This is a genomic window from Sphingobium sp. Leaf26 (genome assembly GCF_001421665.1).
In the GTDB taxonomy this organism is placed as follows: Bacteria; Pseudomonadota; Alphaproteobacteria; order Sphingomonadales; family Sphingomonadaceae; genus Sphingobium.
Map to the genome: position 1 here is coordinate 97,785 of NZ_LMKV01000030.1, position 22,162 is coordinate 119,946.

The window sequence follows — 22,162 nt, forward strand, 5'->3', positions numbered from 1 at the left end:
CTTTTTTTTGGTCGCGTTCCGATTTTTTTGACGGTTGGAGCCGATCGCTTGCCCCTTTTCCCAGGCGCCGGTGTTCCCTACATCGTTACGGAAAGACCAAGACGGGGACGATGCGTGGCCGATCAGGAACAGGAAGGACGGCGGATTCAGGTCGCCAATGCGCGGCCGGAAGATGCAGGGCGCGGTCTGGCGCGGATACCGCTGGCGGTAATGGCGCAATTGCAACTGGCCGAAGGCGATGTGATCGAGATCGTCGGCAAGCGCGCCACGCCGGCGCGCGTAGTGCGTCCGTACAAGGAGGATGAAGGGCTGGACGTGCTGCGCCTCGACGGGTTGCAGCGCGCCAATGCCGGGGTGGGGTCGGGCGATTTCGTCCAGATCATGAAGGCGGAGCCGCGACCGGCCCAGCGGGTGGTGTTCGCACCTGCACAAAATAATCTACGACTACAGGGCAATCCCGATGCGCTGAAGCGGGTCTTCTACCAGCGGCCGCTGACTGCCGGCGATGTCGTCGCGACCGCCGGGCAGCAGCAGGTGCCACCCAACGACATGCCGCCGCAACTGCGGCAGATGCTGGCGGCGCCGGCCTATGCCTTGCAGGAAATCCGGCTGGTGGTGGTGTCGACCGTGCCCAAGGGCATCGTCCATATCGACGCAGAGACCGAAGTCGAACTGCGCGCCGAATATGAGGAACCGCGCGAATCGCGCCGCGCCGACGTCACCTATGACGATGTCGGCGGCATGGCCGATGCGATCGACCAGTTGCGCGAGATGGTGGAGTTGCCGCTGCGCTATCCCGAACTGTTCACGCGGCTGGGCGTCGATCCGCCCAAGGGGGTGCTGCTGCACGGCCCGCCGGGAACCGGCAAGACGCGGCTGGCCCGCGCGGTCGCCAATGAATCGGACGCGGAATTCTTCCTGATCAACGGACCGGAGATCATGGGCTCCGCCTATGGCGAATCCGAAAAGCAGCTGCGCGAGATATTCGAGGCGGCGGCCAAGTCCTCGCCCTCTATCCTGTTCATCGACGAGATCGATTCGATCGCGCCCAAGCGCGGCAATGTGACCGGCGAGACGGAAAAGCGCCTCGTCGCGCAATTGTTGACGCTGATGGACGGTCTGGAGCCGCGCACCAATCTGGTCGTCATCGCCGCGACCAACCGGCCCGAAGCGATCGATGAGGCGCTGCGGCGACCGGGGCGCTTCGACCGCGAAATCATCGTGGGCGTGCCGGATGAGCGCGGGCGGCGCGAGATATTGGGCATCCATACGCGCGGCATGCCGCTGGGCGACAAGGTCGACCTCGCCGAACTGGCGCGCATGACCTATGGCTTTGTCGGCGCGGACATGGCGGCGCTGACCCGCGAGGCGGCGATCGAGACGGTGCGCCGCTTCATGCCGCGCCTCAACCTGGAAGACGGCACGATCCCGCCCGACGTGCTGGAAGAACTGTCCGTCACGCGGGAGGATTTCCTGTCGGCGATCAAGCGGGTCCAGCCTTCGGCGATGCGCGAAGTGATGGTGCAGGCGCCCAATGTCAGTTGGGAGGATATCGGCGGGCTGGACGACGCGCAGATGCGCCTGAAGGAAGGGGTCGAGCTGCCGCTCAAAGACCCCGACGCCTTCCGCCGGATCGGTATTCGCCCGGCCAAGGGCTTCCTGCTCTACGGCCCACCCGGCACCGGCAAGACCTTGCTGGCGAAGGCGGTCGCGCGCGAGGCGCAGGCCAATTTCATCGCCACCAAATCGAGCGACCTCCTGTCGAAATGGTATGGCGAGAGCGAGCAGCAGATCGCCCGCCTGTTCGCCCGCGCGCGGCAGGTGGCCCCGACCGTGATCTTCATCGACGAACTGGACAGTCTGGTGCCCGCGCGCGGCGGTGGGCTGGGCGAACCGGCGGTGACGGAGCGGGTGGTGAACACCATATTGGCCGAGATGGACGGGCTGGAGGAACTGCAATCGGTGGTGGTCATCGGCGCGACCAACCGGCCGACGCTGATCGACCCGGCGCTGTTGCGACCGGGGCGGTTCGATGAGCTAGTCTATGTGCCCGTCCCCGACGAAGCGGGGCGGCGGCGCATATTGGGCATCCATACGGCCAAGATGCCGCTGGCCGACGATGTCGATCTGGACCGCATGGCGGCGGCGACGGAGCGGTTCACCGGTGCGGACCTTGAAGACCTCGTCCGCCGCGCCGGCCTGTTCGCGCTGCGCCAGTCGCTATCGGTGGACAAGGTGACGCAGGCCCATTTCGAAAGCGCGCTGGAGGACACGCGCGCGTCCGTCACGCCCGAAATGGAGCGCGAATATGAGCAGATACAGTCGCAATTGAAGCAGCGGGCGATGCAGGTCGACCCGATCGGCTTCATCGCGCCGGGCATGGTGCGATCGCGCGACCGGGCCGATTGATGTGGTCCTACAGGCGGGGAGGGCGGATTGAACCCATCAGCCCTCCCCGCGTTCATGACAGACATGTTGCAAAGCCGCTTGCCAGCAAGGCCGGGATTTGCAAGGCGTTCCGGATGATACTCACAGGCGGATGTTGATGGCCTCCACTCCATATAAGAAGACCAAGAAGGCCAAGGCCGGCGCAGGGAAGTCCGGTTCCTTTTTCAGCCAGTGGGGCATGTTCTTTCGCCAGTTCATCAAGCATCCCGGCATGATAGGGTCGGTCATCCCGTCCTCCGCGACGCTGGTGGACCGGATGCTGGATCAGGTGGACTGGCGCAACACCCGCCTGTTCGTGGAATATGGTCCGGGCGTCGGTACCTTCACCCGTCCCATTCTGGACCGGCTGCCGGCCGATGCGATGCTGCTCGCCATCGACCTCAATCTGGATTTCGTCGCCTATCTGGAGGCGGAGATTGACGATCCGCGCCTGCGCGTCGTCCACGGCTCCGCCGCCGATGTGCGCCGCTTCATCACGGAAGCGGGCCATTATCAGGCGGATTATGTGTTGTCCGGCATTCCCTTCTCGACCCTGCCCGATGGTGTGGGCGAGGCCATCTGTGCCGAAACACGGCGCGCGTTGCGGCCGGGCGGCGCCTTCCTCATCTATCAATATTCGCGTTATGTGCTGCGTTTCCTGAACCCGATCTTCGGCGACGTCAGCGATGCGCTGGAATGGCGCAATATTCCCCCCTGCCGCATGATCCGCGCGGTGCGGGAAGAGGAACTGGCGCAGGCGGCCTGAACCGGCGGCAGAACAGGGGACCGACCCGGAGGCTGATCCAGATCAACAACGTCCCGTTTTCGGGCGCTTGCTACCCCCGACTCATTTGACTCGACCTATGCTTTGGCCCAGGCCGGTGCCGGGGTATGGGGGATTTCTATGGCGACTCGCGCCAAGGATGATGAGGCTTGGGCGGACATGTTTCTGTCCGCTGCGCTGGAACCGGAAAAATGGGGCGCCGCCATTCAGGCGATGGCGTGGGCTACCGGCTCGGCGCATGGCCAGATGATCGGTTTCGGGCCGGGCGCATGGGGCTTCAACTGGATCAGCGATATCGACGCGGACATCGTGGCGAAGGGCGCGGCGGTCGACCAGGCCAAGCCGGACCTCAATTTCCGCATTGCCGCCGACCGGCTGCCGGATCGGCCAGCCGTGGTGCATGAAGCGCATTATGACATGGCCCGCCCGACGCTGCGATCGGATGACTATCTCGACCTCTGTTCGGATTTCGACATTTTCGACGGTTGCCAGACCCGGCTGATGGGCACGCCGGACCAGATGGTAGGGCTGGCGCTGCTGCGCAATGGCAAGGATGGCCGGACCAGTCTGGAGCAGCGCGATGTCTTCGCCCGGATTGCCGGTCATGCCCGGTCCGCCGTGCTGTTGCAGCAGGCGATCGAGGCGCAGGGCTTTGCGCTCCTGTCCGGCACGTTCGAATCCATGGATCGGGCCTGCTGGCTGCTCGATGCGACCGGCAGGGTGGGCGGCATGACTCCGCGCGCCGAGGCGCTGCTGTCCAACAGCCGCATCCATGTCAGCGATGGCTGGCTGGCGAGCGAGCGCGCGGACGAGACGCGCGCGATCCTGCGGGCGATGCGCAGCGCCATCGTGCCGCCCGGCCGGACCGCCGATCCTGTCGCGCTGGCGGATGATGCCGGGGGCGTGGCGATCATGCTGGAATTCCATCCGCTGCCGGTGCGGCCCTGGGCGCTGCCCTTCGCCCCGCGCGCGATCGTGATCGCACGCGTGGGGGAGCCGACCGAGCGGCACGTCCAACTGCTGACCCGCACCTTTCGCCTGACCCCGGCGGAGGCGGACATCGCCATCCGTCTGGCGGCGGGGCAATCGCGCCAGCAGATCGCGGCCGCCCGCAATGTATCGGTGGAGACGCTCAAGGTGCAGTTGCGCAGCATCTACGAGAAGACCGGTTGCAACCGGGAATCGCAGTTGGTGCGGATCGTCGGGCTTATCAGTCACTGAACGAAAGCGGAATTTTCTGCCGCCTTACCCCCATGGGGGTATGTGGCGGCGATGCCGAATCGCTAGACGCAAGGATAAGCAGGCTTCCCTGCCCGCTGACGGCCGGGTCATATTGCGACCCATGATCCGGCCGTCGGTACTCCTCTCTTTTTCGGTTACGCTCTCCCGTTCCGCCTGCCTTCGCGTTGGCGCGCTTTCATGCTAAGGCGCGGCGAAATACGGCCGAGAGTGATGATGAACGATCTGACCCAGACCCCCGAAATGCTCATCGCGACGATGGGCGCGCGCGCGCGTCGCGCCGCAGCGACGATCGCACAGGCGAGTGACGCGCAGAAGGCCGACGCCCTGCGCCGCGCCGCGCAGGCGCTGCGGGATCAGGCGCCAGCAATCATCGCCGCCAATGCGCGCGACATGGACAATGCGGTGGCCAATGGCCTGTCGCCAGCCATGCTCGACCGGCTGAAGCTGAACGAGGATCGCGTCTCCGCGACCGCCGACGGCGTGGATCAGGTCGCGGCGCTCGCCAATCCGCTGGGCAGCGTGATCGACAGGTCGGTGCGGCCCAACGGGCTGGAACTGAGCCGGGTGCGCGTGCCGTTGGGCGTGATCGGCATCATCTATGAAAGCCGGCCGAATGTGACGGCCGATGCGGCAGCCTTGTGCCTGCGCGCGGGCAATGCGGTGATCCTGCGCGGCGGCAGCGAGGCGAAGGAAAGCAATCGCGCCATCCATGCCGCGATCGTGGAGGGCATCGTGGCCGCCGGGTTGCCCGCCGAAGTGGTGCAACTGGTGCCCACTACCGATCGCGCGGCGGTCGGTGCGCTGCTCAAAGCGTCGGAATTTGTCGACCTGATCGTGCCGCGCGGCGGCAAGAGCCTGGTCGCGCGGGTGCAGGAGGAAGCGCGGGTGCCCGTGCTCGCCCATCTGGACGGCATCAACCACAGTTATGTCGATGGCGCGGCGGACCCTGCCATGGCGCAGGCGCTGGTCGTCAACGCCAAGATGCGCCGTACCGGCGTGTGCGGATCGACCGAGACGGTGCTGATCGACCGGGCCTATGGCCATGCGCCCGCGCTGGTGCGCGCGCTGCTCGACACCAAATGCGCAGTGCGCGGGGACGCAGCGGTGCAGGCGATGGACGCGCGCGTCACGGCGGCGAGCGACGAGGATTGGGACACCGAATATCTCGACGCGATCGTTTCGGTCCGGCAGGTCGATGGCGTGGAGGACGCGATCGCCCATATCGCTGCCCATGCCAGCCACCATACCGACGCGATCATCACCGAAGATGCGGCGACGGCGGAGCATTTCCTCAACGCCGTGGACAGCGCGATCGTGATGTGGAACGCCTCCACCCAGTTCGCCGATGGCGGCGAGTTCGGGCTTGGCGCGGAAATCGGCATTTCGACCGGTCGCCTGCATGCGCGCGGGCCAGTGGCGCTGGAAGGGCTGACCACCTACAAGTGGATCGTGCGCGGGCGGGGCCAGACGCGGCCCTGACAATTCTGTCCTACATGGCCGGATCATGCGATGGTCCGGCTGATCGTTCGCGGGCCTGACTTTCTGATAGGATCAGGCCCGCGCAACGAAATTTCACGATCTGCGGGAAAAGTGCGAAGTTAAGGAGCGATCGCTCCCCGGCCTGCGCCGGAGAACCGGAACAGGGCGGGCCTTTTCAGCCCTTCACCACGCCATCGATCGCAACCAGCTTCTCCAGCATCGGCCCGACCCAATCGAGCGGCAGCATGACCGGGCCGTCGGACGGGGCATTGTCCGGGTCTTCATGGGCCTCGGCAAAGATCGCCGCGACCCCGGCCGCCACCGCGCTGCGGGCGAGCAGGGGCGCAAATTCGCGCTGGCCGCCGGATGCAGAGCCAAGCCCGCCGGGCTGCTGCACCGAATGGGTGGCGTCGAACACGACGGGATAGCCGGTCTGCGCCATGGTCGGCAGTGCACGCATGTCGCTGACCAGCGTGTTATAGCCAAAGCTTGCCCCGCGCTCGGTCAGCAATATGCGCTCATTGCCGGTGGAAGCGACCTTCTGCGCCACCGCCGCCATGTCCCAAGGGGCGAGGAACTGGCCCTTCTTGACGTTGATGACCGCGCCTGTCCGGCCGGCCGCGATCAGCAGGTCGGTCTGGCGGCAGAGAAAGGCCGGAATCTGGAGAATGTCGACCGCCTGTGCCGCGGCCTCCACCTGCTCGGCCCCGTGAATGTCGGTCAGCACCGGACAGCCCAGCGTCGCCTTCACCTCGGCCAGGATCGCCAGGCCCGCGTCGATGCCGACGCCGCGCCGACCCGATACCGATGTCCGGTTCGCCTTGTCGAAGCTGCTCTTGAAGATGAAGGGCACGCCCGCCTTGCCCGCCGCCTTCGCCAGCGCGTCGGCCATGAACAGCGCATGGTCGCGGCTTTCGATCTGGCAGGGGCCGGAAATCAGGACGAAGGGCAGGTCGTTACCGAAGGTGATCGGGCCGACGTTCACATGCTTGGGCTGGGTCATGCCGCTCATTTGGGCGTTTTGGCGAAGCGGCGCAACAATTGACCGCGCCACAGCCCCTTGCCTGGATGATAGTTCCAGCAGAACCAGCCGAAGGTCAGGCACGCCAGCAGTGCGGGCAGCGCCATCGGATCGCCATTGGCCTTCATATGGCGATAGAAGGTCATGTCGGCCCGCCACCGGTCCCGTTCGCCGCCGCCGCCATTGATGCCGTACATATTATCATGTTTGCGGCAACCGACATTGCGGTTGTATTTGCGGTGGTCGATGAAATAGCAATAATCGCGCTCGGATATACTCATGGATCCGATTAGGGCGGGGGCGGTGGAAAAGTTCAAGCGTAAAGTCTTTTATCTGGGTGGGTTCGACCCGCGCGGGGTGCGTTTCTATCACCAGCTCTATCGCGATCAGGCGGCGCGCCATGCGGCCCTGACCGGCGATAGTCTGGCGGTAAGCGCGCGGCGTGCAGGCGCGGCCGGATCGACCGTGTCGGCGGCCTGGACCGTGGACAATGACGCGGCCGGCACCCAGACCGACTATGAATATCTGCGCTGGGAGGATCTGGTCGGGAAAGTGTGGATTCGCAATCCGCTCAAACTCGCCTGGCGCTCCATCGCCACCTATGTCGGCCATGGCCGCTTCATGCAGTTCAAGCGGATGAAGGCCCTGCGGCCCGGCCCGGTGCTGACCATCTGCTACCCGCCCTTTCTGGCGGTGATGATCCCGCTCCTGTTCGCGCTGATCCCGGCGCTGTTGCTGTGGACCGTGCTGCCTTTCTGGGCGGCGGCGCTGGTGGGCGTGGGCGTGAGTGCGCTGCTGTCGGGCCGGTGGCTGAACAAGCTGGTCGTGCCCTGGTTGCTGCGCTTCATTCATTATCATCATAGGCTGGCGGCCGGCGGTCCGGGCGCGGCGCTGGACGAGCGGCTCGATGCCTTTGCCCAGCGTATCGCGGACGAACTGGACGGACCGTGGGACGAAATCCTGTTCGTCACGCACAGCGCCGGCACGATCCTGGGCATGTCGGTGATGCGCCGCCTGTTCGACCGGCGCGGCGATGGGGTGCCGGCCCATTTCGCCATGGTCGGGCTGGGCCAGGTGGTGCCGGTGGTGGCGCTGCGCACCGATGCCCGCTGGTATCATGCGGACCTCAGCGCGCTGGCCGACAAGCCTTTCCGCTATGTCGACCTGTCCTTCCCGCCGGATGGCGCGGCCTATTTCAACGTGAATCCGCTGCTTCTTGTCGCCGATCGACATGCGGCGCGGGTCGACATGCTATCGCCGCGCTTCCACCTCTTCTATGAGCCGGAAAATTATCATGGCGGCTGGTCCAACAAATATGAGGCGCATTTCGATTATCTGCGCGTCGGGGATCGCCTGTCGCCTGTCGATTTCATCAGTCTGACAGCGGGTCGCCGCCGCCTCGACGAATCCATCGCCGCCTTCAGGACGATCCCATGACCGATCCGCTCTTCACCCCGCCATTCCCGCAGCCCACGCGCAACAAGCGCACGATGATGCGGCGCTTCTTCATCGGCTGGCATAGCTGGATCCATGTGCTGTTCGAAAAAAGCTATACGATGAAGATGGGGGAGGTGCGCGGGCGCGGCCAGACCATGTATATCGCCAATGAACTGGTGCTGGTCGATCGCATCCTGAAGGGCGGGACGGAATTTCCCAAACATCATGAACTGGTGAAGGGGCTGTGGCCGCTGATCGGCAACAGCGTCTTTTCCGCCAATGGCGAGGATTGGGAAAATCAGCGGGCGATGGTCAATCCCGCCTTCGCCCATACCGCGCTGACCAAGTCGATGCCGCTGATGGCCGCGGCGGCGGACGCTTTCCTCGCACGGATCGAGGCGGCGGGGACGGACAAGCCGTTCGACATCGATCCTATGATGACCCATGTGGCGGCCGACATCATCTTCCGCACGCTCTTTTCCCAAACGCTGGACCTCAAGCGGTCGGCGATCATCCACAAGGCGTTCGGCCGTTTTCAGCGCTATTCGCACAGCGCCTCCATGCTCGACCTCTACGGCCTGCCCAGCCGCTGGTTCGGGACATGGTCGGAGCGTCCGGCGACGGCGATCCGCGACGTCTTTCGCCCGATCGTGACGGCGCGTTTCGACGCTTTCCATGCGGGCGAGCCGGCGCAGCATAGGGATATTCTGCAATCGCTGGTGGAGGCGAAGCATCCTGAGACGGGCGCGCATTTCACGCTCAAGGAACTGATGGATCAGGTCGCGACCATCTTTCTGGCGGGGCATGAGACGTCCGCCAGCACCATGACCTGGGCGCTGTACCTGCTCGCCGAATGTGCCCATATCCAGGATCGTGCCCGTATCGAGGTGGCGCAGATCGCGGGCGAAGATCCCTTCACCGCCGCGATGCTCAAGGACATGCCCGTGGTGCGCAATGTCTTCAAGGAAACGCTGCGCCTCTATCCGCCGCTCGCCTTCTTCCCGCGCGAGGTCCCCTGTCCGATGCAGATGCGCGACAAGCAACTGGAGCCGGGCGCGATGCTGGTGGTCGCCCCCTGGCTGACCCAGCGCAACAAGGACAACTGGGCCTGCCCGCATGCCTTCGATCCCGATCGCTTCGCCGATCCCGCCAATGCGGAGATGGCGAAACAGGCCTGGTTCCCCTTCAGCCGGGGACCGCGCGTCTGTGTCGGCGCGGGCTTTGCCCAGCAGGAGGTGATGACGGTGATCGCCACGACGCTGCGCCGCTATCGGCTGACGGTGGCCAAGGGGTTCAAGGCCGAACCGATCAGCCGGCTGACCGTGCGCCCGCGCAAGGGTATGAAGCTGATGTTCGAACGGGTCTGATCAGCGCGATGGCCCGGCGGGCAGGGGTGTTTCGACCGGCGTCGGGACCGGCGCGGCCATGATCGCGATGCCGCTGACGAGGCCGAGCGCGCCCCAGACCCAGCGTTTCGCACGCAGGTCCATCACACCGCGCGCCAGGCAATAGAGGCCGGCGAGGACGAGGATAATGGCGGTCATGCGATCGCCTTTTCCTCTTCCGGCTCCACATCGACCATCACCGACAGGCTCTGGCCCGCGCCGCCGACGAACAATCCGTCCATCGGGGCGACGTCGGCATAGTCGCGGCCCATGGCGACGAACAGATGATCATCGCCGGTGATGACGCCATTGGTCGGATCGAACCCGATCCAGCCCCGCGTCGGCCCACACCACAGCATCACCCAGGCGTGCATGGCGTCCGCGCCGACGAGGCGCGGCATGCCCGGTGGCGGCAGGGTGCGCAGATAGCCGCTGACATAGGCGGCGGGCAGGCCGGCGAGGCGCAGCGCCACCACCATGACATGCGCGAAGTCCTGACACACGCCATGGCGCGCGGCGAAGGCGTCGGCGACCGGCGTGGCGGCGGTGGTGGCACCTGGCTGATAGGCGAACTCCGCCTTGATCCGCAGCGCCAGATCGCGTGCGGCGGCGACGATCGGCCGGTCCGGCGCCAGCGTGTCGCCCACCCAGTCGCCGATCGGCGCCAGCAGCGGCGCGCGGGGGGAAGCGAACAGATAATGGGCCGGGGCGGACGGCCCCATGTCGCGATCCAGGATCGCCGCCCGCGCGACCGTGGCGACGGTCGGATCGCCGGCATCGGGCAGGATCGGCGCACCGTGCTGAACGCCGGCGCGAAAACGGCTTTCGATCGTCAACTGGCGGATCGGGCTTTCGATCACCAGCCGGGCGACCTGCACCGGCCAGGCGGCGGGGCGCGATTCGATGACGGAGGGCATGGGATCGACGTGGAGCGCATAGTCGGACGTCCATTGGCCCATCCAGGGCGCGGGCCGCAGCCGCAGGTTGAAGCGGGCCAGCCGCATCGGGCTGGCATAGCGCAAGATGGTGCGGTGACGGACATGGTAGATCATGACAGCATGTCCGCATCCTGCGTCTTGTGCAGTTGCAGGAAGTAACGCTGGCCGATCGCGTCGGACAGGCGCAGCAGGCGGTTTTCCACATCGGCGATGTCGGTCATGGTCAGCCTGTCGCCCGTCAGCGAAGCCAGCCGGGCGGCCAGCGCTTCGGCCAGACGTCGCGGCTCTTCCGGCATGCCGTCGGCGCGCAGGGTCGGGAGCGCAGCGACATGATCGGCCAGCCGCAGCGCCTGCCACGCGATGGCGCGGGGATTATGCGGTTCCAGCGCGACCAGGTCGCGCACCGGCGGCAATGCCGGGCCGGTCAGGTAACGGGTGCGATAGCTGATCTGGCTGTCCATCAGGTCCAGCAGCACCATCAGGTCGTCGGCCGAGGCATCGTCCCCGCCGAACAGGGCGATGAGGCGACAGCCATTGACCGCCCGCTCCATGCGCCGGCCCATGTCATGGAAACGCCAGCCCTCGGTCCGGCCCATATTCTCCGCTGCAAGGCCCGACAGCGCGGACATGCGCTCGATCAGGCGGGCGGAGGCATCGAGCAATGTTTCCGTGACGGCGGGGTCGAAGCCGGGCAGCGGCAGCCGCACCAGCCGCCAGACGTCGCTCGACTGGCGATCGCGCAGCCCTTCGCCGATATTGGCGACCGTCGCCATCAGCGCGCGCACGCTGCCCGACTGGCGCGCATCGCCCAGCGCCGTGGCGCAGAGCGCGCCGACAGTGCCAGCCCGGCCAGGCACGGCGCCCCAAAGCACCAGTTGATCGACCAGCCGCGCCATGGTGGGGGAGGCGAGCGAAGGACCAAGATCGGCCTCGATCGACCCGCCGACGATGGCCCGGATCAGGCGCAGCGTCATTTCGGCCCGTTCGATATAGCGGCCGAGCCAGTAGAGATTGTCCGCCGCCTTGGCCGGCAGCATTCCGCCGACCCGGCGGATGGCGGGGGTGCCGCCGCCGAGCAGGCTGTCCGGTGGCACCGGGCTGCTGTCGACCACGCACAGGTCGGCGGACATGTCGCCCCGGCCCATCAGTGCGGCGCGAATGTCGCCATGGCCCGCCAGCCGGGTAAAGCCGCCGGGCATCACGCGCCAGCGCCCGGTCGCATCGCGCGCTACGAAGATGCGCAGGGTGAAGGGCAGGGGGGTGAGTTGCCCGTCGATGATCGCGGGCGTGGTGGACAGCTTCACCACTTCCTGCCCGACATAGTCCATCGGCCGGCGGGCCATCGCGTCGAACAGGGCGGCGCGCTGATCCCGGTCGAGCGACGATCCGGGGGTGAAATGGGTGTGGGGCAGGCCGGCGACCGGCTGGTCGAAGGCGGAACCGACAACGAGATTGTCGATCTGCGCCTGCACATGATCGCACTCGCGCGGCTGGCCGCACCACCAGGTTGCGATATTGGGCAGGATCAGGTCGGTGCCCAGCATCGCCTGCGCCAGTTGCGGCAGGAAGGCGGCGAAGGCGCGCGATTCGATCACGCCCGCGCCCGGCCAGTTGCTGACCATCAGGCCGCCACGCGCGCAGGCGTCATACAGGTCGGGCACGCCGATGCGCGATTGCCCGTCGAAGGCCAGCGGATCGAGAAAGCGGCTGTCCATCCAGCGCCACAGGCCGTCGATGCGCTTCAAACCCTGAATGGTGCGCACGAACAGGCGACCATCCGACACGATCAGGTCGTCCCCCTCCACCAGCAACAGGCCGAGATAGCGGGCGAGATGCGCCTGTTCGGCATAGCTCTGGTTGAAGCGGCCCGGCGTCAGCAGGCCGATACGCGGATCGGCGCGGGTGCAGTCGGCGGCGAGGCCCCGGCGCAACTCGTCGAAAAAGGGCGCGAGCCGCCGCGTGTTCATGGCGCCGAGCATGTCCCCGGTCGCGCGCGACAGCGCCAGCCGGTTTTCCAGCGCATAGCCCACGCCCACGGGGGTCCGCACCCGATCGGCCAGCACCCGCCATTCGCCGGTCGGGCCGCGGCCGATATCGGCGGCGTAGAAATGGAGATGATGGCCGCGCGGCGGTGGCGTGCCGGTCATCACCCGCCAATAATGGGGGCTGCCGGTGATGATGCTGGCGGGCAGCTTGCCGTCACGGACCAGGGCTTGCGTGGAATAGACGTCGCTGACGACCCGTTCCAGCAGGTCGGCGCGCTGGATCAGCCCACGCTCGATATGGGCCCATTCCGCCGCATCGACCAGCAGCGGGACCGGACCGAGCGGCCAGGACCGCTCCTCCTCGTCTCCGGTGTGGCGGAACGCCATGCCGAGGTCGATGGCCTGCCGCGCGACATGATCGGCCAATATGGCGGGATCGCCCTGCGCCTGGATGGACAGGCGTTCCAGCATCGCGCGCCAGCGGGCCGCCATGGCCGGCGCGGCGCCGGCGAACAGATCGCCCGCCGGGGCCCGCGCCAGATAGCTATCGGCCCAGCTTAATTGAACGTCGACGTCCACGGTATCGCCCTCACCCTTCCCACGCCGCTATGCGGCGCAGGCCCCTTCCTTCTGCCGGCGGGAGAGGGAAAGAGGTGCGCATGCACCGATAAGGGTGAGGGTGAAAGGGCGAAATCATCCTAAAGCCCGCGATGCCGGAAACGCAGGTCGAGCGTCATCGGAAATTCGGCGGCCGGTTCGGCGGCGGGCATGTCGACCTGACCCGGCGTATGGCCATAATCCTGGAACCGCGCCTTGCGCCGCGCCTCCGCCTCATAGCCGTTTACCGGCAGCGTATCGTAATTGCGCCCGCCCGGATGCGCGACATGATAGACGCAGCCGCCCAGCGACCGTCCGCTCCAACTGTCGAGCACATCGAAGGTCAGCGGAGCGTTGGCCGGCAGATTGGGATGCAGGCAGTTCGCCGGGGTCCATGCCTTGTAGCGCACGCCGCCCACGCCTTCGCCTGGCACCGACGTCGCGGTCATCGGCACCTGCCGGCCGTTGCAGGCGATGATATGCCGCCCGGCGACGAGGCCGGTCGCGCGCACCTGCAAGCGCTCGGTCGATGAATCGACATAGCGCACCGTGCCGCCGATCGCCCCGGTTTCGCCCAGCACGTTCCAGGGTTCGAGCGCATGTGTGATTTCGAGGCCCACGCCGCCCGCGTCGATCGCGCCATGAATCGGAAAACGGAACTGGCGTTGCGCTTCGAACCAGTTGGGGTCGAAATCATAACCGGCACTCTTGAGGTCGCCCAGCACCTCCAGGAAATCGGCCCAGACGAAATGGGGCAGCATGAAACGGTCGTGCAGCGTCGTGCCCCAGCGCACCAGATTGCCCTGCTGCGGCTGACGCCAAAACCAGGCGGCCAGCGCGCGGATGAGCAATTGCTGGGCCAGGCTCATGCGCGCTTCGGGCGGCATTTCGAAACCTCGAAACTCCAGCAGGCCGAGCCGCCCGGTCGGACCGTCGGGCGAGAACATCTTGTCGATGCAGATTTCGGTGCGGTGGGTGTTGCCGGTGACATCGACCAGCAGGTTGCGGAACAGGCGATCGACCAGCCATGGCGGCGGCGCGGCACCATCGCCCGCAAACGGGTTCGGCACCTGCGCCAGCGCGATCTCCAACTCGTACAGCCCGTCATGCCGCGCCTCGTCGATGCGTGGCGCCTGGCTCGTCGGGCCGATGCACAGGCCAGAGAAGAGATAGGAGAGGGCAGGGTGGCGCTGCCAGTAGAGGACGAAGCTTTTCAGCAGATCCGGCCGACGGATGAAGGGGGAGTCGTTCAGCGTCGCCCCGCCCAGCACGATATGATTGCCGCCGCCGGTACCGACCGACCGGCCATCGACCATGAACTTGTCGGCGGTCAGCTCGCACTCGCGGGCCAGCGCATAGAGGCGTTCGGTGATCGCGACCGTCTCGTCCCAACTGGATGCCGGCTGAACATTTACCTCGATCACGCCGGGATCTGGTGTGGCCTTCAACACGTCGATGCGCGGGTCTGGCGGCGGGGCATAGCCTTCGATTCGCACGGGGATGCGCAGCGCTTCGGCGGCGGCCTCGACTTCGGCGATCAGTTCCAGATAATCTTCCAGCGCCTGCACCGGCGGCAGGAAAACGGACAGATAATGGCCGCGCGGCTCGACCGTTACGGCGGTGCGGACGGCGCCCTCGATGAAGACCTGTTCGACCCGCTCCTGCGCGGCGACGCCGCCATCCGGGCCGGCTACGCGCTGCGATTGCTGGGCGCGTACTTCCTCGACATTCGCCTGTTGTGTTACCTGTGCCCGGAAATCCGCCAGTGGTTCACGCGGTTCGCTGGTGTCGCGGGGATGGATATAGGGGAAGTCGGACGGCGGCACATAGGGCAGCGATCCGAGCGGCAGGCGATAGCCCAGCGCCGAATCGCCGGGCACCGCGAACAGCTTGCCGCGCCGCAACTGCCAGATTTCGCTCTGCCAGCGCGGTGTGCTGGCCTGTGTCTGCCAGCGCTGCACCGGCAGGACATAGCCGACCGGCTTGTCGAGCCCGCGCTCGAACGTCTTGACCATGCGGGCGCGGGCTTCGGGATCGCTGATCTTGGGATCGTCGGGGCTGGCGTTGAGCGGCAGGTCGGCTTCCTTCACCGCCCAGACAGCCGGGTCTTCATAGACGGCATGGGTATATTCCGCCGAAAAGCCCATATTGCCGGCCATATGGGCCAAAAAGGCGTGGGCATCCGCTGCCGTCACCGTCGCTGCGCCATCGGGCGCATCATCCGGCGCGATCAGGCTTTCGTCGCGCCACAGCGGCACGCCATCCTTGCGCCAATAGACGGCATAGGCCCAGCGTGGCAGGCTTTCCCCCGGATACCATTTGCCCTGCCCATGATGCAGCAGGCCGCCGGGCGCAAATTCCGCGCGCAGCTTGCGGATCAGCCGATCGGCATAGGCGGCCTTGGTCGGGCCGACCGCATCGCCATTCCATTCGCCCGCGTCGCCGCCATCCTCGGCCACGAAGGTCGGTTCGCCGCCGGTGGTCAGGCGCACATCCTGCGCGGCCAGGTCAGCATCCACCTGCGCACCCAATGCCATCACCGCGTCCCAGCGGGCGTCGGTGAAGGGCTTGGTGATCCGCACCGCTTCGGCAATGCGGCTGACGCTCATCGCAAAGTCGAAATCGACTTCGGCCGGTTCGGCCATGCCGCTGATCGGCGCGGCGGACTTGTAGTGGGGCGTGGCGCAGAGCGGAATATGCCCTTCCCCCGCGAACATGCCGCTGGTGGCGTCGAGTGCGACCCATCCGGCGCCGGGCACATAGGCCTCCGCCCAGGCGTGCAGGTCGACCACGTCCTGGGTCACGCCCTTTGGCCCTTCGATCGGTTCGACATCGGCGACCAACTGGATCGAATAGCCCGACACGAAGCGCGCGGCGAAACCCAGCCGCCGCAGCAATTGTACCAGCAGCCAGGCCGAATCGCGGCAGGAGCCGGTGCCGACGTCCAGCGTCTCTTCCGGCGTCTGCACGCCAGCCTCCATGCGGATGACATAGCCGACCTGTTGTTGCAGGCGGCGGTTCACCTCCACCAGGAAATCGACCGTCCGGCTTCGATAGCCATCATATTGGGCGACCATTGCCTCGAACTTCGGTCCCTGCGGCTCGATATCGAAATAGGCGGCAAGGTCGGTCTTGAGCTGATCGTCATAGGCGAAGGGATAATTCTCCGCATAAGGCTCAACAAAAAAATCGAACGGATTGATGATGTCGAGATCGGCGAGCAGGTCGACCTCGATCGAGAAATGATCGACCGGGTCGGGAAACACGATCCGCGCCAGCCAGTTGCCGTGCGGGTCCTGTTGCCAGTTCAGGAAATGGTTCGCCGGTTCGATCTTCAGCGCATAGTTCGGCACCTTCGTGCGGCTATGCGGCGCGGGGCGCAATCGGACCACCTGCGGACCAAGCCGGATCGGGCGGTTGTAACGATAGGCGGTGAGGTGGTGCAGGGCGGCCTTGAGCATGGCGCGATCAAACGCCACCGCTTGTTGCAATGCAACAGCCAATCGTATCGAGGGGGGTGTTTCTGCCGGGCCACTGGCCCGGCGGGGTGATGGTGCGGTCAAGAAGACTCGAACTTCCACGGCCTTTCGGCCACAACGACCTCAACGTTGCGCGTCTACCAATTCCGCCATGACCGCACATCAAACAGGAAACCGGCGGGGCCGGTGACTTGGTAGGAGGCGGCCCTTAGCAAAGCCATTTGGGTCATGCAACAAGTGATCTGCGTCTGCGTTATGATTGATTGGAGAAGGTGAGGCCGGCCCGGTGCAGCGAGGCCGCCGGCAGGGGAGAAGCTACATGCCTTTGGCGCATTTCTGGATGGGAACCGGCGTGACGCTTGGCACGGCGGCGGTTCTGGGCCTTGGGCTTGGCAGCTATGTCACCAGCCCGCAGGCGCCCGCGCGGACGGAAAGCGCGATGATCGATACCGCAATCGACGATGATGGCGTGCAAGAGGCGGGCTTGACGAACCAGAAAGGGCCGGGCGTCATTCATTGTACCGGATGTGGGCCGACGCTGGCCGAACGCCGCTGGAAGGCGGATATGGCGGGGGTCGATGCGGCTGGCCTGACCGACGCCGGTTATGACCCGCTAACGGAAGATCATGTGGCGGAGGTCGCCTTCGAGCCGCCTGCCCCGGTTCAAGCGTTACCGCCACAGGTCGCGCGATTCGCGTCGGGCGATACGCCACCACCGGACGTAGCGCTGACACGCGAAAGGCAGGAGGCCGCTGCGCCGCCACCGGTTGTGGTACCAGCGGCGGCGCAGAGCATCCTGCCCCAATGATCAGGCAGCCCTGATTATTCGGCCGCGACCGTTTCCGCCGGTGCGTCGCTCAGCGGATGGGAAAGGCGGCCAAGCATCTCCTTCGGGCAGACCTGCCAGATATAACGGCGCCAGCGATCCCAATCGTCCAGGATAGTGTTGGACCATTTGCTGTCCGTCGCCACCGCATGTTCGGCGATCAGCGCCTTGACCTGCGTTTCCCAATAGGCACTGTCCAGTCGTTGCCAGACGATGCCTTCGGGGTTCGCCTGCGCGGGGAAGCTGCCATCCTCGTCCAGAATGAAGGCCATGCCACCGGTCATGCCCGCGCCGAAATTGGCGCCGGTCTTGCCAAGGATGACCGCCGTGCCGCCGGTCATATATTCGCAGCCGTTCGCGCCGCAGCCCTCGACCACCACCTGCGCGCCGGAGTTGCGGACGGCGAAGCGCTCGCCGGCTTGGCCCGCCGCGAACAGCTTGCCGCTGGTCGCGCCGTAGAGGACGGTGTTGCCGAGTATGGTATTATCCTTCGACGACAGCGGCGAGGACACAGTCGTGCGCACCTTGATGATGCCGCCCGACAGCCCCTTGCCGACATAGTCGTTGGCGTCGCCGAACACTTCAAGGGTGATGCCCTTGCACAGGAACGCGCCCAGCGACTGCCCGGCGGACCCGCGCAGGCGCACGGTCAGATGCCCGTCGGCCAGCGTCGACATGCCGAACCGGTCGGTCACGGCGGAGGAGAGGCGGGTGCCGACCGCGCGATGCGTGTTGCGCACCGTATAGGTCAGTTGCATCTTCTCGCCACGCTCGAACACAGCCTTGGCGTCGCGCATCATCTGCGCGTCCAGGCTGTCGGGCACCTCGTTGCGCCATTCGTTCAGGCTGAAACGGCGCTGGTCGTCGGGCGCATCCACCTTGGCCAGGATCGGGTTGAGGTCGAGATCATCCAGATGCTCGGCGCCACGATTGACCTGCTTGAGCAGCTCGGTCCGCCCGATCACCTCGTCCAGGCTGCGGAAGCCGAGCCGGGCCAGCACTTCGCGCACTTCCTCGGCAATGAAGGTCATCAGGTTGATGACCTTTTCGGGCGTTCCGGTGAATTTCTGGCGCAGCTTTTCATCCTGCACGCACACGCCCACCGGGCATGTGTTGCTATGGCATTGACGCACCATGATGCAGCCCATGGCGACCAGCGACAGGGTGCCGATGCCAAACTCTTCCGCGCCCAGGATCGCGGCGATGACGATGTCGCGCCCGGTCTTGAGGCCGCCGTCCGTCCGCAGCTTCACGCGGTGGCGCAGGCCGTTGAGGGTCAGCACCTGATTGGCTTCGGACAGGCCCATTTCCCAAGGCGTACCGGCATATTTGATGCTGGTCTGGGGCGATGCACCGGTGCCACCGACATGGCCCGCGATCAGGATGACGTCGGCATGGGCTTTTGCCACGCCCGCCGCCACCGTGCCGATGCCGGCCTGGCTGACCAGCTTCACGCACACGCGGGCGCGCGGGTTGATCATTTTGCAGTCGTAGATGAGCTGCGCCAGATCCTCGATCGAATAGATATCATGATGTGGCGGCGGCGAGATGAGCGTCACGCCGGGCGTCGAATGGCGCAGCCTGGCGATGAATTCGGTCACCTTGAAACCGGGCAACTGGCCGCCTTCGCCAGGCTTGGCGCCCTGGGCTACCTTGATCTCGATTTCCTCGGCCGATGCCAGATATTCGGCATGGACGCCGAAGCGGCCCGACGCGATCTGCTTGATGACCGAATTGGCGTTGTCGCCATTTTCATAGGGCTTGAAGCGGTTCGCATCCTCGCCGCCTTCGCCCGACACGGCCTTGGCGCCGATGCGGTTCATGGCGATCGCCAGCGTTTCATGCGCTTCGGGGCTTAGCGCGCCCAGCGACATGCCGGGAGTCACGAAGCGCTTGCGGATTTCCGTGGTGGCTTCCACCTCGTCGATCGGCACGGCTTCGCGGGCGAAGTTGAACTCCATCAGGTCGCGCAGATAAACCGGCGGCAAATCGCGGACCCCGCGCGAGAATTGCAGATAGGTCGAGTAGCTGTCGGTCGCGACCGCTGTCTGCAACAGGTGCATCAACTGCGCCGAATAGGCATGGCTCTCCCCACCCTGACGCTGGCGATAGAAGCCGCCGATCGGCAGGCGCACCGCCGCCGCGTCGAACGCCTGCTGGTGCCGCAGCATCGCGCTATAGTGGAGCGAAGCATAGCCTTCGCCCGAAATCTTCGCCGGCATGCCGGGGAAAAGATCGTTCACAAGCGCCCGCGACAGCCCGACCGCCTCGAAATTATAGCCGCCGCGATAGGAACTGATGACCGCGATGCCCATCTTGGACATGATCTTGAGCAGGCCTTCGTTGATCGCCACGCGATAGCGTTCGATGCAGGCGTCCAGCGACAGGTCGCCGAACAGGCCGCGGCTGTGCCGGTCGGCGATGCTCGCTTCGGCCAGATAGGCGTTCACCGTGGTCGCTCCCACGCCGATCAACACCGCAAAATAATGGGTGTCGAGCGCTTCGCACGACCGCACGTTGATCGAGGCGTAGCTGCGCAGCCCCTTGCGGACCAGATGCGTGTGCACGGCCGCTGCCGCCAGCACGCCGGCAATGGCGGCCCGTTCGGCGTTGACGCCCTCGTCGGTCAGGAAGATTTCGGTGCGTCCTTCGCGGACAGCCTGCTCGGCTTCCTCACGAATGCGGGCGATGGCGGCGCGCAGCTGCTCCTGCCCGCCCGACGCCGGGAAGGTGCAGTCGATTTCGGCGACGGAAGCGCCAAAATTGGCCTTCAGCCGCGCCCATTCGGCGCTCGTCACGACCGGCGATTCCAGCACCAGCACATGGCTGTTCTGCGCGCCTTCCTCCAGAATGTTGTGGAGGTTGGAGAAGCGCGTCTTCAGGCTCATCACATGCCGTTCGCGCAGCGGGTCGATCGGCGGGTTGGTGACCTGGCTGAAATTCTGGCGGAAGAAATGGCTGATCGTGCGCGGCTTGTCGGAAATGACGGCGAGCGGCGTATCGTCGCCCATCGAACCGATGGCTTCCTTCGCATCCTCGACCATGGGGGACAGGATCAGCTCCATATCCTCCAGCGTCAGATTGGCGGCGACCTGGCGACGGGTCAGTTCCGCCTTGTCCCAGGTCGGCAGCGCACTGGGCGCGTCGGCCAGATCATCGACGGTCAGGAAGTCCTTGATCAGGTCGCCATAGGGACGTTCACCCGCGATCTGGTCCTTGATCGCGCGGTCGTCGTAGATTTCGCCTTCCTGCAAATCGACGGCGATCATCTGGCCCGGACCCATGCGGCCCTTCTTGACGATCGTGGTTTCGGGCACGACGACCATGCCGGTTTCGGAACCCACGATCAGCAGATTGTCGCCGGTCAGCGTGTAGCGCAGCGGACGCAGCGCGTTGCGGTCGACGCCGGCCACGACCCAGCGGCCGTCGGTCATCGCCAGCGCGGCAGGGCCGTCCCACGGCTCCATCACGGAGGCGAGATATTCATACATGTCGGCATGCGCCTTGGGCAGCTCTGCGCTGTCCGACTGCCACGCTTCGGGCACCAGCATCAGCTTGGCGGTCGGCGCATCGCGGCCCGAACGGCAGATCGCCTCGAACACGGCATCGAGCGCGGCGGTGTCGGACGCGCCGGCCGGGATCACCGGCTTGATATCCTCCGACTGCTCGCCAAAGGCGAGGCTCGCCATCTTGATCTCGTGGCTCTTCATCCAGTTCTTGTTGCCGCGGATCGTATTGATCTCGCCATTATGGGCGAGGGTGCGGAACGGCTGGGCCAGCCACCATTGCGGGAAGGTGTTGGTCGAATAGCGCTGGTGGAAGATGGCGACGCGGCTTTCGAACCGCTCGTCCTGCAAATCGGGGAAGAAGACCGACAGCGATTCGGCGAGGAATAGCCCCTTGTAGATGATCGAGCGGCAGGACAGCGAACAGACGTAGAAATCCTGGATCTGCGCGGCGATCACCTTCTTCTCGATCCGGCGGCGGATGAGATAGAGATCTTTTTCGAACTCGGCCTGATCGCGTTCTTCCGGCATCGGGCCGGCGATCATGATCTGCTCGATTTCGGGGCGCGTCGCCTGCGCCTTCTGGCCGATGACGGACACGTCCACCGGCACCTGGCGCCAGCCATAGATGGTATAGCCCGCCTCGATGATCTCGCTCTCGACGATGGTGCGGCAGGCTTCCTGCGCGCCAAGATCGGTACGCGGCAGGAAGATCATGCCGACGGCGAGGCGATTGGGCAGCGGCTTGTGGCCGGAATCCGCGATCGCATCGTCGAAGAAGCGCACCGGCAGATCGACATGGATGCCCGCGCCGTCGCCGGTCTTGCCATCCGCATCGACCGCGCCACGATGCCACACGGCTTTGAGCGCATCGATCGCGCTGGCGACCACGCGGCGGCTGGCGCGGCCATCGGTGGCGGCGACCAGGCCTACGCCGCAAGCGTCCCCTTCCAGGTCGGGATGATACATGCCCTCGGCAGCGATGCGTGCGCGCTCTTCGGGGCTGGCCATGAAATTGGTGTCGGTCATGAGGACTTACCCTTGCATGTGGCCGTC

14 protein-coding genes and 1 tRNA gene are annotated in these 22,162 nt (G+C 65.7%); 7 read left to right on the forward strand and 8 right to left on the reverse strand.

The window, feature by feature from the left end; translation table 11 throughout:
* The first annotated feature begins 114 nt into the window (after positions 1-114).
* The 4 genes from ASE85_RS19115 (at position 115) to ASE85_RS19130 (ending at position 5,932) form a co-directional block, all read left to right on the forward strand.
* The gene (locus ASE85_RS19115; protein WP_056692366.1) at positions 115-2,409 is read left to right on the forward strand and encodes a CDC48 family AAA ATPase; all 2,295 of its coding nucleotides are present in this window, start codon (positions 115-117) and stop codon (positions 2,407-2,409) included.
* Positions 2,410-2,545: 136 nt separating this feature from the next.
* The gene (locus ASE85_RS19120; protein ID WP_056692680.1) at positions 2,546-3,193 is read left to right on the forward strand and encodes a class I SAM-dependent methyltransferase; all 648 of its coding nucleotides are present in this window, start codon (positions 2,546-2,548) and stop codon (positions 3,191-3,193) included.
* 138 nt (positions 3,194-3,331) lie between these two features.
* The gene (locus ASE85_RS19125) at positions 3,332-4,432 is read left to right on the forward strand and encodes a helix-turn-helix transcriptional regulator (protein WP_056692371.1); all 1,101 of its coding nucleotides are present in this window, start codon (positions 3,332-3,334) and stop codon (positions 4,430-4,432) included.
* Positions 4,433-4,666: 234 nt separating this feature from the next.
* Positions 4,667-5,932 (forward strand): glutamate-5-semialdehyde dehydrogenase, encoded by a 1,266-nt coding sequence (locus ASE85_RS19130; protein ID WP_056692683.1) that lies wholly within the window; start codon positions 4,667-4,669, stop codon positions 5,930-5,932.
* A 175-nt stretch (positions 5,933-6,107) separates the two neighbouring features.
* Here ASE85_RS19130 and kdsA read toward each other — a convergent pair whose 3' ends face one another.
* A complete protein-coding gene (gene kdsA, locus ASE85_RS19135; protein ID WP_056692686.1) occupies positions 6,108-6,935 on the reverse strand; it encodes a 3-deoxy-8-phosphooctulonate synthase in 828 nt (275 codons plus the stop codon).
* A 5-nt stretch (positions 6,936-6,940) separates the two neighbouring features.
* Positions 6,941-7,234, reverse strand: coding sequence for a hypothetical protein (locus tag ASE85_RS19140; protein WP_056692374.1), 294 nt, complete (start codon positions 7,232-7,234; stop codon positions 6,941-6,943).
* A 22-nt stretch (positions 7,235-7,256) separates the two neighbouring features.
* On the opposite strand from ASE85_RS19140, the gene ASE85_RS19145 reads away from it, so the two are divergent.
* The gene (locus tag ASE85_RS19145; protein ID WP_056692689.1) at positions 7,257-8,390 is read left to right on the forward strand and encodes a hypothetical protein; all 1,134 of its coding nucleotides are present in this window, start codon (positions 7,257-7,259) and stop codon (positions 8,388-8,390) included.
* Positions 8,387-9,757: a cytochrome P450 gene (locus ASE85_RS19150; RefSeq protein ID WP_056692377.1), complete on the forward strand. Its 1,371-nt coding sequence runs from the start codon at positions 8,387-8,389 to the stop codon at positions 9,755-9,757. The genes ASE85_RS19145 and ASE85_RS19150 overlap by 4 nt, the downstream gene beginning before the upstream one ends.
* On the opposite strand, the gene ASE85_RS23595 is transcribed toward ASE85_RS19150, so the two are convergent.
* The 5 genes from ASE85_RS23595 to ASE85_RS19170 form a co-directional block, all read right to left on the reverse strand.
* Entirely contained in the window at positions 9,758-9,934 is a 177-nt protein-coding gene (locus ASE85_RS23595) for a hypothetical protein (protein ID WP_200928406.1), read from the reverse strand.
* On the reverse strand, positions 9,931-10,827 hold the full coding sequence (locus ASE85_RS19155; RefSeq protein WP_056692380.1) for a transglutaminase family protein: 897 nt from the start codon (positions 10,825-10,827) through the stop codon (positions 9,931-9,933). Before ASE85_RS19155 ends, ASE85_RS23595 begins: the two co-directional genes overlap by 4 nt.
* The gene (locus ASE85_RS19160) at positions 10,824-13,190 is read right to left on the reverse strand and encodes a circularly permuted type 2 ATP-grasp protein (protein WP_443018551.1); all 2,367 of its coding nucleotides are present in this window, start codon (positions 13,188-13,190) and stop codon (positions 10,824-10,826) included. Before ASE85_RS19160 ends, ASE85_RS19155 begins: the two co-directional genes overlap by 4 nt.
* Positions 13,191-13,396: 206 nt before the next feature.
* Positions 13,397-16,756: a transglutaminase family protein gene (locus tag ASE85_RS19165; RefSeq protein WP_056692386.1), complete on the reverse strand. Its 3,360-nt coding sequence runs from the start codon at positions 16,754-16,756 to the stop codon at positions 13,397-13,399.
* Positions 16,757-16,846: 90 nt separating this feature from the next.
* Positions 16,847-16,933: transfer RNA gene (locus ASE85_RS19170), tRNA-Leu, on the reverse strand.
* A gap of 160 nt (positions 16,934-17,093) precedes the next feature.
* On the opposite strand from ASE85_RS19170, the gene ASE85_RS19175 reads away from it, so the two are divergent.
* Positions 17,094-17,582, forward strand: a complete 489-nt coding sequence (locus ASE85_RS19175) for a hypothetical protein (protein ID WP_082462926.1) — start codon at positions 17,094-17,096, stop codon at positions 17,580-17,582.
* A 14-nt stretch (positions 17,583-17,596) separates the two neighbouring features.
* Here the strand turns inward: ASE85_RS19175 and gltB are convergent, their stop codons facing one another.
* The gene (gene gltB, locus ASE85_RS19180; protein ID WP_056692393.1) at positions 17,597-22,135 is read right to left on the reverse strand and encodes a glutamate synthase large subunit; all 4,539 of its coding nucleotides are present in this window, start codon (positions 22,133-22,135) and stop codon (positions 17,597-17,599) included.
* Positions 22,136-22,162 lie beyond the last annotated feature (27 nt).